A 16999-nucleotide genomic window follows, 5' to 3' on the forward strand; every position below is an offset into this window, starting at 1 on the left:
CTGTGTCACCGGCTCATACCGGTCACACAGGAGTAAAGACCCGCATCCGCGACTGTACAAGCCGCGGAATACAAGGGGCTTAGCGGTTGATTTTGATTTCCGTGCGACGGTTCATCGCGCGGCCGTCAGCGGTTTTGTTATCGGCCACCGGCTGGCTTTCACCGGCACCGGTCACGGACACGAAACTGCTGCGTGGTATGCCTTGAGAAATCAGGTATTCCACCACCGAATGGGCACGTCTATCCGACAGTTTCTGGTTGTAGGCATCGCTGCCGACGCTGTCGGTATGACCGGTGACAGTCAGTTGGGCGCTGGAGGATTCCTGTTTCAGGCGCGTGGCTATGGTGTCGAGTACGTCTTTATCGGCAGGGGTGAGTTTGGCCGAGTCGAACTGGAAGTGCACATCGCGGATAACAATGACTTCTTCTTTGACCACCGCCGTCTCTTCGACCACCGGCGCAGGCGCTGGTGGAGGGCAGCCGTCGGCATCGACCCGCACGCCTTTAGGCGTACCCGGGCACTTGTCGCGGCTGTCCAGCACACCATCGCCGTCTTCGTCGCCATCGCCGTGCACCCAGCAATAGGCCGCTGCCGTGCCGCCGATCAGCAGCGCGCCATACCCTGCCCATGCCGAACTCTCGGTCGCGCCGAGCCCTGCACCGACGACACCACCGACCGCCGCACAGGTCGGCCAGTCGGTTTTCTGCAAACCTGCGCAACCAGTCAACACACTGGTTAGCAGAACCAAGGGTAATGCTGTCCGAATTATGCTCATCTAGTTCTTCTCCTGAGGGATCGGCTTAAAACCGATTCTAGGGAGTAAAGACCCGACTTTTAATCTCCGCCAGCAATAGGCCATTGCTGTTTTGCCCCATGTTCACGGAAGATCGGTCCTTTTTGGCTGAACCCGCGAAACAGGACACTAGGCCCGGACGTTGGGGCAGGCTAGTCTTGGCGTTCTGATTGAGGATCTTTGATGATTGCAGGTATCTCTTCGCGCACGCCCCAACAGGCGTTGGCCGCTTTGCTTGATCGTTATGCCCCGGCACATCTGTTGCTGATTGGCGCCAGCGAATTCCCCGCACTCGAAGCGTTCAAAACCGCGCACCCGGACAGCATCGTCGCCTTTGCTGCGCCAGGGCCACTGCCCGCCGAACTGGCGGCGCAACGGTTTGATCTGGCGCTGGTGGTCGATTGCCTCGAACACTTGCCCAAGCGCGACGGCCTGAATCTGCTGGGCGGAATCCGCAACCTCAATGCCAGTCGCATTGCGGTGCTGGCCGACTTGCCGGCGTGCGGTTGGCAAGAGACGGATTTTTTCTCCCTGGCCCTGCAAGCCAGCGAACGCTTCCAGCGCGACGATCAAGTGCTGACCCTGTTTACCTACGATCTGCTTGACTACAAGCAGGTGCCCGACTGGCTCAACTCACGCTTCTGGGCCAATCCGGAAAACTTCGGGAAATATTGGTGGTAACGCAATGAGTACATCCATTTGCCCTTGCGGCAGCGGCACGCTGCTCGATGCCTGCTGCGGCCATTACCATGCCGGTCATCCGGCCCCTAGCGCCGAAGTCTTGATGCGTTCGCGCTACAGCGCCTATGTGCTGGGGCTGATCGACTATCTGGTGGCGACCACTCTGCCCGCGCAACAGCCTGGCCTGGATCGCCAGTCGATCAGCGACTGGAGCGCCCAAAGCACCTGGCTCGGCCTGGAAGTGGAAAGCGCCGAAGTTTTCGGCGGTCAGCCGGAGCACGCTTTCGTCACCTTCACCGCTCGCTGGCACGATAGCGGCGGCGAACACAGTCACCGCGAACGTTCGTCATTCGTGCAGAACGCCGGCCACTGGTATTTCATCGATCCCACCGTGCCGCTCAAGGCCGGGCGCAACGATGCGTGCCCGTGCGCCAGCGGGCAGAAGTTCAAGAAGTGTTGCGCGAGTTATTTCGGCGCTTGAGGCTAGACTGGGGGTCAAGGGAGAAACACGACCATGACCATCTGGCGACTTGCGCTCTATATGTTCACCTTGCTCCTGTTTTCAGGACTCGGCGGTTGTACATCGTGGTTCGACTTTGACGACGATCTGCCGGATCCGCAGGTGCATCTGGTCAAGGTCGAGGTGGTCCGGGCCAAGCTGCTGGAGCAGAAATTCCTGCTGCATTTTCGCGTCGACAATCCCAACGACCAAGACCTGACGGTACGTGCCCTGGAATATCGCATTCACTTGGGGGACCTTTTGCTGACTGAAGGCGAGCACGAACACTGGTTCACGATCGGCCCAAAACGCAGTGCCTATTTCAAGGTACCGGTCCGCACCAACCTGTGGCCCAGGGTTCGGGACTTGGTGAAACTGCTGAAAAAACCCGACCAACCCATTCCCTATCGTCTGGAAGGTGAACTGGAAACCGGTATTTTCATCGCGCACTACGTGCACCTGGCGCGCAATGGCGTGATAATCGCCGCCGATTTAATTCCGGAGTGACCCCGATGACCCAGCAACCTCATGTCCATGGCCCTGACTGCAACCACGATCATGACCATCACGACCATCATGATCACGACCATGGCCATGTCCACGGCCCGAACTGCGGCCACGCCCACCAGGAACCGGTGCGCAATGCCCTGAAAGATGTCGGCCGCAACGACCCTTGCCCTTGCGGCAACGGCAAGAAATTCAAGAAGTGCCACGGCGCTTGATGCTGCGGGCGGATATTTTTTTCGCCTGTTGAATCGTCTTCGCGAGCAAGCCCGCTCCCACATTTGAACTGCACCAGCCACACATTGTGTGAACACAGCAGATCCAATGTGGGAGCGGGCTTGCTCGCGAAGACGGCGGCACATTCACTATCAATTTGGCCATTAAAAAGCTATCGCGAGCAGGCTCGCTCCCACAAGTTTTCAGCCAGCCATTAATATTTCTGCGGTGCCGACGACCGTCGCATATTCGCCATGCAAATTACCCAGCGACATCGCATGCACTTCCTCGGCTGAATGGGCGTTACCGAAGAAATCCGCCTTGTCGAAGGTGAAACACGCATCCTGCGCAACCCACGCTTGAAAACCCAGATTCCCGGCCGTTCGCGCCGTGGACTCCACTGAGTTGTGGGTCGCCACGCCAACGATGATCAACTGATCGATCCCCGCCTCGCGCAAACGCGCCTCCAACCCCGTCGAGCAAAAGGCATCCGGCACCTGTTTCTGAATCAGCCACTCACCCATCGATGGTTGAAAACGCTCCTGAAACTCCACCCCCGATTGCTGTGGCCAAAACACCGAATCCGCTGAACGGGACAGATGCTGCACATGAACCACCGGCCGCCCGGTTCGACGCCAATGCCCCAGCAGTTCCAGGATGCGCTCTTCGGCCTGAGGATTGTTTCGACGGCCCAACTTGGGATGCAGGATGCCTTTTTGTTGATCAATGATAATCAGCGCCGCGTTTGTCTTGAGCTGCATACCGACTTCTCTCTCGCTGGGGCATTGAATTTCCCGCACTTCAGCATCACCTCTTCCTGGTGGCAAGCCATCAAACGCAAACAGGTCAATCCGCCTAAATCTTGATGCTCTGCACTCTGATCGTTCCCATGCTCCGCATGGGAATGCCTCAACGGACGCTCCGCGTTCGGCTCTGGATGTGACGCAGAGCGTCACGGGCTGCATTCCCACGCAGAGCGCGGGAACGATCATCGTAAAGAAATAACCCCGCCGCCGCTTGCGCGGCCACCTCCTGCTCACTAACGTAGCGCCTTTATTGCGCCACCACCCCCCGCAGGAGCTTTGCCATGGCCTCGCCAGCCCTTTCACATTTTCTTCCCCGGTTCGGCGTTGCCGCAGCAGTGGCCGGTGTTTTGAGCCTGACCGGTTGTCAGACCTGGAACACTCAGGACACCCTCCCGCCGACCTCCGGCGTGCAGCCGCTCAAGGGACTGGCGCAGAACGTTTCGATTCGGCGCAATGCCATGGGCATGCCGCTGATCGAAAGCAACAGTTTCCACGATGCGCTGTTCACCCTCGGTTACGTGCATGCCAGCGACCGCATCAGCCAGATGGTCACTCTGCGTTTGCTCGCCCAGGGTCGTCTGGCGGAGATGTCCGGTTCGGACTTGCTCGACGCGGACCGCTACATGCGTGCGGTCAATCTGAAGAAAAGCGCCGGTGAGCTGTACAAGGCCTCTTCGCCGCGCCTCAAGCGTTTCTTCGAAGTCTATGCCCGTGGGGTCAACGCCTACCTGTTCCGCTACCGCGACAAACTGCCTGCGGAGCTCGCGGCCACTGGCTACAAACCGGAATATTGGCAACCGGAAGATTCGGCGCTGATTTTCTGCCTGTTGAATTTCAGTCAATCGGCGAACCTGCCGGAAGAAATTTCCTCATTGATGCTGGCCCAGACCGTCAGTACCGACAAGCTGGCATGGCTTGCGCCGTCCGCCCCTGATGAAAAACTGCCGGTCGCTGAAGCCGAAAAACTTCAAGGCATCAAACTCAACGGGCAAATCCCGGGGCTGGGCGAAATCAGCAAAGCCACCGGTCAACTGTCGGATCTGAACCTGCTGGGCGCCACGTCTTCGAACAACTGGGCGATTGCCCCGCAACGCAGCCGCAGTGGCAAAAGCCTGTTGGCCAGCGACAGCCATGGGCCGCTGGGCGTACCGTCGTTGTTCAGTTACGTGCAGATTCGCGCACCGAAATACCAGGCCTCCGGCGTGACCATTGCCGGGTTACCCATGGTGCTTGGTGGTTTCAACGGCAAAGTGGCATGGAGCATGACCACGGTCATGGGCGACAACCAGGACCTGTTCCTGGAGAAAATCAAACGCCAGGGCAATGGCCTTTCCTACGAAGTGGGCGGCAAATGGCAACCGGCGATCGTGCGCAACGAAACCTACTTCGTCAAAGGCCAGCGGCCGATTCGCGAAGCGGTGTACGAAACCCGCCACGGGCCACTGCTCAACAGCGCCCAAGGCACCGCACTCGCGAATGGTTTCGGCCTGGCCTTGCAGACGCCGAACTTCACCGACGACAAAACCCTGGACGCCTTTTTCGATCTGTCCCGAGCGCAGAGTGTCGAGAAAGCCTCGGACGCCAGCCGTGAAATACGCGCCATCGCCCTGAATCTGGTGTTTGCCGATGCCAGCAACATCGGCTGGCAAGTCACTGGTCGCTACCCGAACCGTCGCGAAGGCGAAGGCTTGCTGCCGTCGCCGGGCTGGGAAGGTCGTTACGACTGGGACGGTTACGCCGACCCGATGCTCCATCCGTATGACCAGGACCCGGCTCAAGGCTGGCTCGGCACCGCCAACCAACGGGTCATTCCCCATGGCTACGGCATGCAGCTGTCCAATTCCTGGTCGGCGCCGGAGCGCGGCGAACGCATGGCTGAACTGGCGGCTGTGGGCAAACACGACACACGCAGCCTGATCGCCATGCAATACGACCAGTCCACCACCTTTGCCGCCAAGCTGAAGAAAATGTTTGGAGCGCCGGGCATGGCTCAGCCACTCAAACAGGCCATCGAAGCGCTGCCGGTGGCTGATCGCGGCAAGGCTCGCGAGGCTTACACCCGCTTGATGGCTTTCGACGGCAAACTCAGCCAAACCTCAGCCGACGCGGCGATCTACGAGTTGTTCCTGCAGGAAAGCACTCAACAGATTTTCCTCGACGAACTCGGCCCGCAAAACAGCCCGGCGTGGAAAGCCTTTATTGCCAACGGCAAGTTGTCTTATGCGGCTCAGGCCGATCATCTGCTGAGCCGTGAGGACAGTCCGTTCTGGGACGATCTGCGCACCCCGCAGAAAGAAGACAAAGCGTCGATCCTCGCCCGTAGCCTGGCGGCCGCGATCAGCGCGGGTGACAGCCAGTTGGGCGGCGATCACAAAGCCTGGCAGTGGGGCAAACTGCACCGTTACGAATGGAAAAACGCCAGTGGCCAGACCGTGCGCGGTCCTCTGGCGGCCGGCGGCGACCACACCACACTCAACACCGCTGCGTTCACCTGGGGTCAGGACTTCAACACCACGCTCGCACCGGCCATGCGCTTTATCGTCGATTTCGGCCAGGCCGAACCGCTGATGGGCCAGAACGGTACCGGCCAGTCCGGCAACCCGGCCAGCCCGCACTATCTCGACAGCGTCGATCCATGGCTCAAGGGGCAATACATGAGCCTGCCGATGCAGCCGCAGAACTTTGACAAGGTGTATGGCAAGACGCGGTTGACGCTGACGCCTGGCAAGTGACCTCGAGTGGGACCGGATTGTTCGCGAAAGCATCCTGTCGGTCCCATTGTTTTTGAATGTGCCGCCGTCTTCGCGAGCAAGCCCGCTCCCACATTTGATCGCATTCTTTCTGGCAGAACTCGATTGAATGTGGGAGCGGGCTTGCTCGCGAAGGCGGTCTGATTAACGCCTCCATCCTTCCTCGAAAATAAATAGAACTTCTCGTCTCGCGCAAACCTCCTAGCTAACAGGCCTCTCCATTTGGGTAACAATATGGACCTTGTTATCGCTCGTCCTGAAGGTTTGTACTGCCCGCCCGGGGATTTCTATATCGACCCATGGCAGCCAGTCGAACGCTCGGTAATCACCCATGCTCACAGCGACCATGCTCGCCGTGGCAATCAACATTATCTGGCGGCGGCACCGGGTGCAGGCATTCTGCGCGCGCGCCTGGGCCAGGACATCAATCTACAAACCTTGCCCTATGGCGAGCAGTTGCTGCACCACGGCGTAAAACTGAGTTTCCACCCTGCGGGCCATGTACTCGGCTCGGCCCAGATACGGCTGGAATACGGCGGTGAGGTCTGGGTCGCCTCGGGGGATTACAAGACCGAGCCCGACGGCACCTGTGCGCCGTTCGAGCCGGTGCGCTGTCACACGTTCATCACGGAATCGACGTTCGGCCTGCCGATTTACCGCTGGCAACCCCAGGCGCAAATCTTTGCCGAGATCAATCAGTGGTGGCAGACCAACGCCGCAGTCGACAAAACCAGCGTGCTGCTCTGCTACGCCTTCGGCAAGGCGCAGCGGATTCTCCACGGCATCGATGCCAGCCTCGGCCCCATTCTGGTACATGGCGCGGTTGAACCTATCAATCGGATTTATCGCGAGAGCGGCATTTATTTACCGCCGACGATCTATGCCAGCGAAGTAAAAAAACATGACCCGATGATGCGCAAGGCCTTGGTCCTCGCACCACCTTCGGCTGGCGCCAGCCCATGGATACGGCGTTTCGGTGACTACAGCGATGGCTTCGCCAGTGGCTGGATGCGCTTGCGCGGTACACGGCGGCGGCGCGGCGTGGACCGCGGTTTCGTGCTGTCCGATCACGCCGACTGGCCCGGCCTGCTCTGGGCCATCGAACAAACCGGAGCCGAACGCGTGATCGTTACCCATGGTTCGATCGGGGTGTTGGTGCGCCATCTGCGCGAACAAGGCCTCGATGCCATGAGTTTCAGCACCGAATATGGCAATGATGAAGACACCACCGTCCTCGAACCCGAGCGCGCCGAGGTGCTGGCATGAAAGCCTTCGCCGATTTGTATGCCGAACTCGATGCCACCACCTCAAGCAACGCCAAACTGGCGGCGATGCAGAGCTATTTCGCTCATGCCGCACCTGAAGATGCCGCTTGGGCGGTGTACTTTCTGTCCGGTGGACGACCTCGGCAATTGGTGCCGGTACGCGTGCTGCGGGAAATGGCAACCGCGTTTTCCGGGCTTTCGCCCTGGTTGTTCGAAGAAAGTTATCAGGCCGTCGGTGATCTGGCGGAAACCATCTCGCTGGTGCTGCCCGAAACGCTCCACACCTCCAACGACGGGCTGGCGGTGTGGATTGAAGACAAACTGCTGCCGCTGCGTAACGCGCCCCCGCAGACTCTCGCCGAATGCTTGCCGGCCCTGTGGGCGCAACTGGATCGCCAGAGTCTGATGCTGTGCATCAAACTGATCACCGGCAGTTTCCGCGTCGGGGTTTCCAAATTGCTGGTCACCCGCGCCCTGGCGGCGATGGCCGGGCTCGACAGCAAACGCGTGGCCCAGCGGCTGGTGGGTTACACCGATCTGTCTAATCGCCCGAGCGCCGCCAGTTACCTGAAGCTGATCGCCGCCGAATCACCCAATGAACATGCCCAACGGGGTGGCCAGCCGTACCCGTTTTTCCTCGCCCATGCGTTGTCACACCCGGTCGAGCAGTTCGAAGCCCTGCTCGGACCGGCCAGTCAATGGCAAGTGGAATGGAAGTGGGACGGCATCCGCGCTCAAGTGGTCAAGCGCGACGGGCGCTTGTGGATCTGGTCGCGAGGTGAAGAACTGATGAGCGAACGCTTTCCCGAACTGGACAGCCTGGTTCACGACTTACCCGACGGCACGGTGATCGATGGTGAAATCGTCGCCTGGAAAGTTGCACAGCCGGGCACCAAAGACGCCTTCGACCCGCAATCGCCGTCTTCACCCGCCGTGCAACCGTTCGCCCTGTTGCAACAGCGGATCGGCCGTAGAACGCTGAGCAAGAAAATCCTCGATGAAGTGCCCGTGGTCATCCTGGCCTATGACCTGCTGGAATGGCAGGGTGAAGATTGGCGTAATCAGACTCAGGCCACGCGCCGCAGTCAGTTGGAGCAACTCATCCTCACCGGTGCAAACCCGGTGTTACTGAGCTCTCCGGTGCTGACCGGCGAAGACTGGTTCGACCTCGCCCGCCAACGGGAAGCCTCCCGCAGGCTGGGCGTCGAAGGCATGATGCTCAAGGCCCGCGATGCGCTGTATGGCGTCGGGCGGACCAAGGACATGGGCGTGTGGTGGAAATGGAAAGTCGACCCTTTCAGTGTCGATGCGGTGTTGATCTATGCCCAGCAGGGTCATGGCCGCCGGGCCAGTCTCTACACTGATTACACCTTCGCCGTGTGGGACGGCCCACCCTCTGCCCGCGAGCGAACGCTGGTGCCTTTCGCCAAGGCTTATTCCGGGTTGACTGACGAAGAAATGCGGCAGGTCGATAGCATCGTACGCAAGACCACGGTGGAAAAATTCGGACCGGTGAGTAGTGTGAAGCCGACCCTGGTGTTTGAGCTGGGGTTCGAGGGCATTGCCCTGTCGAAACGGCACAAGAGCGGCATTGCGGTGCGGTTTCCGAGGATGCTGCGTTGGCGGCAGGACAAGTCGGTGGAGGAAGCTGACAGCTTGGCGACGTTGCAGGATTTGCTTACCTGAACTGATTTCTGTAGATCGCAGTTGGCGAAGCCTGCTCTGTAGGAGCGAGGCTTGCCCGCGAAGGCGTCCTCAAGTACGCCAAAAGCTTCGCGGGCAAGCCTCGCTCCTACAAAGCAGATTGGGCATTAGGCAATGCTCCTACAAAGCAGATTGGGCATTAGGCAAGTCCCTCCACGCACCACCCTGGCGCAGGAATCTGGCGATGCCCATTTTCGTGCACAGATCGCGCTTTGCCATTTCTTGTATTACCTTTTAAACGCTTGTTCGGGACTCTGGTTCGGAAATTGCTACTTTGAATAGGTCTTACGCTTTTCAGTAACAGTACTTCTGCGCCACAAGCGCTCATATTGGTTCTTAGGGATTGAATAATGAAAAAAGCATTGCTGACCCTTTCTGCACTGGCGTTGTGCATGGCTGCTGGCTCCGCGCTGGCCAAGGAATACAAAGAATTGCGTTTTGGCGTCGACCCTTCTTATGCGCCATTCGAGTCCAAAGCAGCCGACGGCAGCCTGGTAGGCTTCGACATCGACCTGGGCAATGCGATCTGCGCCGAGTTGAAGGTCAAGTGCAAATGGGTCGAAAGCGATTTCGACGGCATGATTCCAGGCTTGAAAGCCAATAAATTCGACGGTGTGATCTCTTCGATGACCGTCACCCCGGCTCGCGAAAAAGTCATCGACTTCTCCGACGAGCTGTTCTCCGGCCCAACCGCCTATGTATTCAAGAAAGGTTCCGGCCTGAGCGAAGATGTCGCTTCGCTGAAGGGCAAGACCGTAGGCTATGAACAAGGCACCATCCAGGAGGCCTATGCCAAGGCCGTGCTGGACAAGGCTGGCGTGAAAACCCAGGCCTATCAGAATCAGGATCAGGTGTATTCCGACCTGACTTCCGGCCGTCTCGACGCAGCGATCCAGGACATGCTGCAAGCCGAACTGGGCTTCCTGAAGTCACCAAAAGGCGAAGGCTACGAAGTCAGCAAGCCGGTCGAAAGCGAACTGCTGCCGTCGAAAACCGCTATCGGTATCTCTAAAGGTAACAAAGACCTCAAAGAACTTTTGAATAAAGGTATCAAAGCGTTACACGACGATGGCACCTACGCCGAAATTCAGAAGAAACACTTTGGCGACCTGAATCTGTACAGCGGCAAATAATGCCCGGCGCCCATCTCGCGATGGGCGCTTTTCTCATTCGGTCAGGTTGCTGATTTATGTTCGAAAACCTATTACAAAACCTGGGGCTCTCAGCCTTCAGCCTCCAGGGCTTCGGTCCGTTGCTGATGGAAGGCACCTGGATGACCATCAAATTATCGGTGTTGTCACTTTTGCTGGCCGTGTTGCTAGGCCTGCTGGGCGCCAGTGCCAAGCTGTCAAAAGTCAAACTGCTGCGGATACTGGCCCAGCTCTACACCACGCTGATTCGCGGGGTGCCCGATCTGGTACTGATGCTCCTGATCTTCTACAGCCTGCAAACCTGGCTGACCTCGTTTACCGATTTCATGGAATGGGAATACATCGAGATCAACCCGTTCAGCGCCGGGGTCATCACCCTGGGCTTCATTTATGGCGCGTACTTCACCGAAACGTTTCGCGGAGCGATCCTCGCCGTGCCACGGGGCCAGGTCGAAGCCGCCACTGCCTATGGCCTCAAACGCGGCCAGCGTTTTCGTTTCGTGGTGTTCCCACAAATGATGCGCTTCGCCCTGCCGGGCATCGGTAATAACTGGATGGTGATGCTCAAGGCCACCGCGCTGGTCTCGATCATCGGCCTCGCCGACCTGGTCAAGGCTGCGCAGGATGCCGGTAAAAGCACCTATCAACTGTTCTACTTCCTGGTGCTGGCAGCCCTGATTTACCTGGTGATCACCAGCGCCTCCAACGTCGTCCTGCGCTGGCTCGAACGCCGCTACGCCGCCGGTTCCCGGGAGGCCGTACGATGATCGAACTCTTGCAGGAATACTGGAAACCCTTCCTTTATACCGACGGTTACAACATCACCGGCCTGGCCATGACCATGTGGCTGCTCAGCGCTTCGATCTGCATCGGTTTTCTGGTGTCGATCCCGCTGTCCATCGCCAGGGTTTCGCCCAAGGTCTACATCCGCTGGCCAGTGCAGTTTTACGTCTACCTGTTCCGGGGTACGCCGCTGTATATCCAGCTGCTGATCTGCTACACCGGCATCTACAGCCTCGCGGCCGTGCGCGCCCAGCCAGTCCTTGATGCGTTTTTTCGCGATGCGATGAACTGCACGATTCTGGCCTTCGCCCTGAACACCTGCGCCTACACCACGGAGATCTTCGCCGGGGCGATTCGCAGCCTGCCTCACGGAGAAATCGAAGCGGCCAAGGCCTACGGTCTGTCAGGCTGGAAGCTCTATGCCTACATCATCATGCCGTCGGCCCTGCGGCGCTCGTTGCCTTATTACAGCAACGAAGTGATTCTGATGCTGCACTCGACCACCGTGGCATTCACCGCAACTATCCCGGATGTCTTGAAAGTCGCTCGCGATGCGAACTCTGCGACTTTCCTGACATTCCAGTCATTCGGCATCGCCGCGCTGATCTACCTGACCGTTACTTTTGCACTGGTCGGCCTGTTCCGTCTCGCCGAACGCCGATGGCTGGCCTTCCTCGGGCCGACTCACTAGGACAACTCGTTCATGCGCCACCAGATTCATGACCTGCTGGCCCCGCTGCCGGGGACCGTGCGACAGATTCACAGCTTCCACTTCGGCCCGCCGTCGGCCAAAGGCAAGATTTACATTCAGTCCTCCCTGCATGCCGATGAACTGCCCGGCATGCTGGTGGCCTGGCACCTCAAGCAACGTCTGGCGGAACTGGAGGCCGCCGGCCGGCTGCGCAGCGAAATCGTGCTGGTGCCCGTGGCCAACCCGGCCGGCCTGGAACAGGTATTGATGGACGTGCCACTGGGCCGTTACGAGCTGGAAAGCGGGCAGAACTTCAATCGCTGGTTCGTCGACTTGAGTGAAGAAGTCGGCAACGAGATCGAAGGGCTGCTCGGCGACGACCCGCAACGTAACCTCGAACTGATCCGCGCCAGCCTGCGCAAGGCGTTGGCGAAGCAAACTGCCAGCACCCAACTGCAATCCCAACGCCTGACCCTGCAACGGCTGGCCTGCGATGCAGACATGGTGCTGGACCTGCATTGTGATTTCGAAGCCGTGGCGCATCTTTACACCACGCCCGAGGCCTGGCCGCAGGTCGAGCCGCTGGCGCGCTACATTGGTTCCGAAGCCAGCCTGTTGGCTACCGATTCGGGTGGCCAATCGTTCGATGAATGCCTCACCCTGCTCTGGTGGCAACTGAAAGAGCGCTTCGGCGAGCAGTTCGAGATTCCGCCGGGCAGTTTTTCAGTCACCGTCGAATTGCGCGGCCAGGGTGACGTCAATCACCCGCTGGCCAGTCTCGACTGTCAGGCACTGATCGATTATCTGATTCATTTCGGCGCGATTGCCGGCGAGCCGGCGCCATTACCGGCACTGCCCTACCCGGCCACACCGCTGGCCGGCGTTGAACCGGTGGCGACACCCGTGGGCGGACTGCTGGTGTTCACTGCCTTACCGGGGGAATACCTGGAGGCAGGGCAACTGATCGCCGAAGTCATCGACCCGATCAATGATCGCATCACCCCGGTTCATTGCACCGCCGCCGGGCTGATGTACGCCCGTTCACTACGGCGCATGGCCACTGCCGGCATGGTGATCGCCCACGTCGCGGGCACCGAAGCCTATCGCAGCGGCTACCTACTTTCGCCTTGAGGATGCATGCCCCATGTACAAACTGACCATTGAAGGCCTGCATAAAAGCTATGGCGAACATCAGGTGCTCAAAGGCGTTTCGCTCAAGGCCAAAACCGGCGACGTCATCAGCCTGATCGGCGCCAGCGGCTCAGGCAAAAGCACCTTTTTACGCTGCATCAATTTTCTCGAGCAACCCAACGACGGCGCCATGACCATGGACGGCCAGCCGATCCGCATGATCCACGACCGTCATGGAATGCGCGTCGCCGATGACAATGAACTGCAACGAATCCGCACTCGTCTGGCCATGGTGTTCCAGCATTTCAACCTGTGGAGCCACATGACGGTGCTGGAGAACATCACCATGGCCCCTCGCCGGGTGCTCGGTTGCAGCAAGAAAGAGGCCGAAGACCGTGCCCGACGCTACCTCGACAAGGTGGGCCTCGCGGCACGCGTGGCGGATCAGTACCCGGCGTTCCTTTCGGGCGGTCAGCAACAACGGGTAGCCATTGCCCGCGCGCTGGCCATGGAACCGGAAGTCATGCTGTTCGACGAACCGACCTCGGCACTCGACCCGGAACTGGTGGGCGAGGTACTCAAGGTCATCCAGGGCCTGGCCGAAGAAGGCCGGACCATGATCATGGTCACCCACGAAATGAGCTTTGCCCGCAAGGTATCGAGCCAGGTGCTGTTCCTGCACCAGGGTCTGGTGGAAGAAGAAGGTGCGCCGGAAGATGTGCTGGGCAATCCGAAGAGTGAACGGCTGAAGCAGTTCCTCAGCGGTAACCTCAAGTAACCCATCCTCCTGTAGGAGCGAGGCTTGCCCGCGAAGACGTTGGCACATTCAGTATCGATGTGACTGAAAGACCGCTTTCGCGGGCGATCTTTGTCATAGGCGATAAAGAAACATGACCAGTCAGCTGAAATCTTTTACAGATATCAGCTGACTGGCCATTCGTTTCGGCAGCGGAATCAGGCCACAGGCGCAGGAGGCGGTTCATCCGGAAGAGTGGGCTCTCCGGGTTCTGTCGGCTGTTCGTTGGGGGTATCAGGATCAGGCTGACCGGGGATGCCCCCTGCCATGCTGACTGGCGGATGTGCCAACAAGGACCAGGCCAGCATGCCAACCTGATTGGGCTCAAGCCTTGCCAGTTCGGCCGTTATTCGTGGATCGATCTTCATGAAGCACTCCTGAGCGATGGCCCGTTCCGCCTTGCGCGAATCGGAGCAGTACACCCCATAGAGTGTACGCCCGCTCAGGAATTCCAACGATTTGTCAGACGGCTGACTCAGGTACGCGGCAGGGTCACGCCTCGCTGCCCCTGATATTTGCCGCCACGGTCCTTGTAGGAGACTTCGCACTCTTCGTCCGACTCAAGGAACAACATCTGCGCCACGCCTTCGTTCGCGTAGATTTTCGCCGGCAGATTGGTGGTGTTGGAGAACTCCAGGGTCACGTGACCTTCCCACTCAGGCTCGAGCGGCGTGACGTTGACGATGATGCCGCAACGCGCATAGGTGCTTTTACCCAGGCAAATGGTCAATACGTTACGGGGGATGCGGAAGTATTCGACGGTGCTGGCCAGAGCGAAGGAGTTCGGCGGAATGATGCACACGTCGCTGTGGATGTCGACGAAGCTGCCAGCATCGAAGTTTTTCGGGTCGACGATCGCCGAATTGATGTTGGTAAACACCTTGAAGTGATTGGTGCAACGCACATCGTAGCCGTAGCTGGACACGCCGTAGGAGATCACACGGCTATCGTCGCTGCCGCGCACCTGACGCTCGACGAAAGGCTCGATCATGCCGTGTTCCTGCGCCATGCGGCGAATCCACTTGTCCGATTTGATGCTCATGGCGGGTGTCCTGAATAGCGAGGCGGAAAAATTCTGTCCGGCATCTTACCGGGCAGTCGCGCCGGGTTCAAAGTCCGGGAGACAATTCTCGACGATCCCCCGTGAATTCCGGGCCTTCACCGCTATTCGATGCACCGTCAGTCATGAAAACAGAGAAACCTTCGCAAGAACCATTGGCACGTTCCGGAAAAAGGGTTAAGGTGGCGCCACTGTGCTGCTTGTGTCACTGAGAATCTCTACACGATATGTTGAATTTCGATCCAACCATCTACAAGAATTTTTCCTGCTCTTTGCACTCAGTCTCGGCCAGGGTTCTTCCTGTGTCGCAGTTATCTTTGTTCAAGGAGTTACACCATGTCTAATCGCCAAACCGGTACCGTTAAGTGGTTCAACGATGAAAAAGGCTTCGGCTTCATCACTCCACAATCCGGTGACGACCTGTTCGTTCACTTCAAAGCTATCCAATCCGACGGCTTCAAAAGCCTGAAAGAAGGCCAACAGGTTTCTTTCATCGCTACCCGCGGTCAGAAAGGCATGCAAGCTGAAGAAGTTCAAGTTATCTAACTTGTAACTGCTTTAGTAAAAAGCCCCGCCCTTAAAAGCGGGGCTTTTTTGTGTCTGTGTGTTTTACATGGACAACAAAAGATCGCAGCCCTCGGCGCGTCATTCACGGCATCTGTAGGAGCTGGCTTGCCAGCGAAGAGGACCTCACGTCGTACAGCGCCGATGAAAACACCTTCGCCGGCAAGCCGGACTCCTACGGGATCGGTGTCGTTCACGGCATCTGTAGGAGCTGGCTTGCCAGCGAAGAGGACCTCACGTCGTACAGCGCCGATGAAAACGCCTTCGCCGGCAAGCCGGGCTCCTACGGGATCGGTGTCGTTCACGGCATCTGTAGGAGCTGGCTTGCCAGCGAAGAGGACCTCACGTCGTACAGCGCCGATGAAAACACCTTCGCCGGCAAGCCGGCTCCTACGGAGGGATCGCGGCGTTCACGGTATTTGGAGTTGCCGCAGGCTCGGGCCGCGTTCGGACGATTTTTTGGCGACTTACCAGGTCACGCCAAACCCTGCGGTGTATCGGGTCTTGCGCAGGTCAGCCTCATCGCTACCGCTGATGATATCTTTCTCGGCCTTAAGGTTCAGCGACGCCCAATCGGTGACTTTGTAGCGCAGCCCAACCTCGGCATCGAGGGCGTATTCCGCCACGCCCGACAGCGGCTTGCCAACCTCACCATTGGTGAAGAACTCGACCTTCTTGCCAACCAGATAGCGGTTGTAGTCCCACTTCATCGCCAGCGAATAGAAGTTTTTCTTTCCGCCATCGGAGAATTCATAGTCCGTGCGGTTAAGCAGCGAGCCCAGGGAAAAGGCGCCCAGCTCGTTATCCCAGAATTGATAACCGGGACCCGTACCCACGGTGCGCTGACGGGAGAGCTCTTCGACCTTGTCGCGCTTATAGTTCAAACGACCTTGCCAGAACCATTTCTCGGTCAGAAAACGGTCGAGGGCGTACTCAGCCCGCCAATTATCCGTAGTGACCACGTCGTCCTGGAATTCGCGGTTGTACTCGCCTTCTGCCGTGTGGCGCCATCTACCATGGCGCGCACTGGTCTTGAAGTCGACGTCATAGTCGTCAGTGTCTTTTTCTGCACGCTGGTAATCCAGCGCCAGATCGACATGCCCCTTCAACACCAAATCCTCGACTACCGGCTTGGGCTTGAGCATCTGCTGGATACTCGCCAGCTCCACCGTCCTGGGGGAGTCACCGTTGGCCAGAGTGACTTTGCCGTCTTCCGCCGCGTGCAGCGACTTGGCCACCTCGCCGCTGTAGGCATCCTGCTTGACCAGCATATGCTGATCACTCTCCAGGGTTTTTACCTTGTTCCAATCGATCGGCACTGCACCGGCGTACTCGGTTTCCACCAGCAGCTTGCCACCATCGAACAGAATGATCTTGCCGCTCAATTTGTCGCCGTTCTTCAACCAGACGGTATCGGCGAGCAAGGGAGTGGAAGCACTGACGACAGCGAGGCACAGCAAGGTTCTGGACAACATAAGCGAATCGAAGGCTCAACATTGCGAAAAAAAGTCGGCATTATCCATAGGAATAAGGCCCGGACAAGGACTGACCCGACTATTTCTATTGAGTTCATTTCTCAACGGGCAATCCAGGATTTACTCTACG

At 58.5% G+C, this 16999-nt stretch carries 18 protein-coding genes; 13 read left to right on the forward strand and 5 right to left on the reverse strand.

Going from position 1 to position 16999, the window contains the following annotated elements; translation table 11 throughout:
* Nucleotides 1-79: 79 nt before the first annotated feature.
* Nucleotides 80-775 (reverse strand): OmpA family protein, encoded by a 696-nt coding sequence (locus tag MEB48_RS09235; protein ID WP_095054100.1) that lies wholly within the window; start codon nt 773-775, stop codon nt 80-82.
* Nucleotides 776-976: 201 nt separating this feature from the next.
* On the opposite strand from MEB48_RS09235, the gene MEB48_RS09240 reads away from it, so the two are divergent.
* The 4 genes from MEB48_RS09240 to MEB48_RS09255 are packed head-to-tail and all read left to right on the forward strand — an operon-like array spanning nt 977 to nt 2695.
* Entirely contained in the window at nt 977-1474 is a 498-nt protein-coding gene (locus MEB48_RS09240; protein ID WP_237883887.1) for a DUF6231 family protein, read from the forward strand.
* Nucleotides 1475-1478: 4 nt separating this feature from the next.
* Nucleotides 1479-1955 carry a YchJ family protein gene (locus MEB48_RS09245; protein ID WP_237883889.1) on the forward strand — a complete coding sequence of 159 codons (477 nt, stop codon included), beginning with the start codon at nt 1479-1481 and terminating at the stop codon, nt 1953-1955.
* 33 nt (nt 1956-1988) lie between these two features.
* A complete protein-coding gene (locus tag MEB48_RS09250; RefSeq protein WP_237883891.1) occupies nt 1989-2480 on the forward strand; it encodes an LEA type 2 family protein in 492 nt (163 codons plus the stop codon).
* A gap of 5 nt (nt 2481-2485) precedes the next feature.
* A complete protein-coding gene (locus MEB48_RS09255) occupies nt 2486-2695 on the forward strand; it encodes an SEC-C metal-binding domain-containing protein (RefSeq protein ID WP_007906737.1) in 210 nt (69 codons plus the stop codon).
* Nucleotides 2696-2896: 201 nt separating this feature from the next.
* Here MEB48_RS09255 and MEB48_RS09260 read toward each other — a convergent pair whose 3' ends face one another.
* Nucleotides 2897-3454, reverse strand: coding sequence for a cysteine hydrolase family protein (locus tag MEB48_RS09260; RefSeq protein ID WP_237883893.1), 558 nt, complete (start codon nt 3452-3454; stop codon nt 2897-2899).
* Between the two features lie 326 nt (nt 3455-3780).
* Here MEB48_RS09260 and MEB48_RS09265 point away from each other — a divergent pair, with 326 nt between their 5' ends.
* The 8 genes from MEB48_RS09265 (at nt 3781) to MEB48_RS09300 (ending at nt 13752) form a co-directional block, all read left to right on the forward strand.
* Nucleotides 3781-6231 carry a penicillin acylase family protein gene (locus MEB48_RS09265; RefSeq protein WP_237883895.1) on the forward strand — a complete coding sequence of 817 codons (2451 nt, stop codon included), beginning with the start codon at nt 3781-3783 and terminating at the stop codon, nt 6229-6231.
* 252 nt (nt 6232-6483) lie between these two features.
* Nucleotides 6484-7515, forward strand: coding sequence for a ligase-associated DNA damage response exonuclease (locus MEB48_RS09270; protein ID WP_237883896.1), 1032 nt, complete (start codon nt 6484-6486; stop codon nt 7513-7515).
* Nucleotides 7512-9200, forward strand: a complete 1689-nt coding sequence (locus MEB48_RS09275) for an ATP-dependent DNA ligase (RefSeq protein WP_237883898.1) — start codon at nt 7512-7514, stop codon at nt 9198-9200. The genes MEB48_RS09270 and MEB48_RS09275 overlap by 4 nt, the downstream gene beginning before the upstream one ends.
* A gap of 368 nt (nt 9201-9568) precedes the next feature.
* The gene (locus MEB48_RS09280; RefSeq protein WP_237883900.1) at nt 9569-10351 is read left to right on the forward strand and encodes a transporter substrate-binding domain-containing protein; all 783 of its coding nucleotides are present in this window, start codon (nt 9569-9571) and stop codon (nt 10349-10351) included.
* A 56-nt stretch (nt 10352-10407) separates the two neighbouring features.
* Nucleotides 10408-11136: an ABC transporter permease gene (locus tag MEB48_RS09285; protein WP_237883902.1), complete on the forward strand. Its 729-nt coding sequence runs from the start codon at nt 10408-10410 to the stop codon at nt 11134-11136.
* Nucleotides 11133-11843 carry an ABC transporter permease gene (locus MEB48_RS09290; protein ID WP_237883904.1) on the forward strand — a complete coding sequence of 237 codons (711 nt, stop codon included), beginning with the start codon at nt 11133-11135 and terminating at the stop codon, nt 11841-11843. Before MEB48_RS09285 ends, MEB48_RS09290 begins: the two co-directional genes overlap by 4 nt.
* A 12-nt stretch (nt 11844-11855) precedes the next feature.
* Nucleotides 11856-12974 (forward strand): succinylglutamate desuccinylase/aspartoacylase family protein, encoded by a 1119-nt coding sequence (locus tag MEB48_RS09295; RefSeq protein WP_237883906.1) that lies wholly within the window; start codon nt 11856-11858, stop codon nt 12972-12974.
* 13 nt (nt 12975-12987) lie between these two features.
* Nucleotides 12988-13752 (forward strand): ABC transporter ATP-binding protein, encoded by a 765-nt coding sequence (locus MEB48_RS09300; protein ID WP_237883908.1) that lies wholly within the window; start codon nt 12988-12990, stop codon nt 13750-13752.
* A gap of 176 nt (nt 13753-13928) precedes the next feature.
* Here MEB48_RS09300 and MEB48_RS09305 read toward each other — a convergent pair whose 3' ends face one another.
* Entirely contained in the window at nt 13929-14138 is a 210-nt protein-coding gene (locus tag MEB48_RS09305; RefSeq protein ID WP_095054112.1) for a hypothetical protein, read from the reverse strand.
* Nucleotides 14139-14245: 107 nt separating this feature from the next.
* Nucleotides 14246-14812: a dCTP deaminase gene (gene dcd / locus MEB48_RS09310; protein WP_007904652.1), complete on the reverse strand. Its 567-nt coding sequence runs from the start codon at nt 14810-14812 to the stop codon at nt 14246-14248.
* A 354-nt stretch (nt 14813-15166) separates the two neighbouring features.
* Between dcd and MEB48_RS09315 the strand changes: the two genes are divergently transcribed.
* Nucleotides 15167-15376 carry a cold-shock protein gene (locus MEB48_RS09315; RefSeq protein ID WP_002554837.1) on the forward strand — a complete coding sequence of 70 codons (210 nt, stop codon included), beginning with the start codon at nt 15167-15169 and terminating at the stop codon, nt 15374-15376.
* 485 nt (nt 15377-15861) lie between these two features.
* On the opposite strand, the gene MEB48_RS09320 is transcribed toward MEB48_RS09315, so the two are convergent.
* Nucleotides 15862-16869, reverse strand: a complete 1008-nt coding sequence (locus MEB48_RS09320; RefSeq protein WP_237883910.1) for a DUF481 domain-containing protein — start codon at nt 16867-16869, stop codon at nt 15862-15864.
* Nucleotides 16870-16999 lie beyond the last annotated feature (130 nt).

Origin of the sequence: Pseudomonas sp. PGPR40, from assembly GCF_022014505.1 — a bacterium.
In the GTDB taxonomy this organism is placed as follows: Bacteria; Pseudomonadota; Gammaproteobacteria; order Pseudomonadales; family Pseudomonadaceae; genus Aquipseudomonas.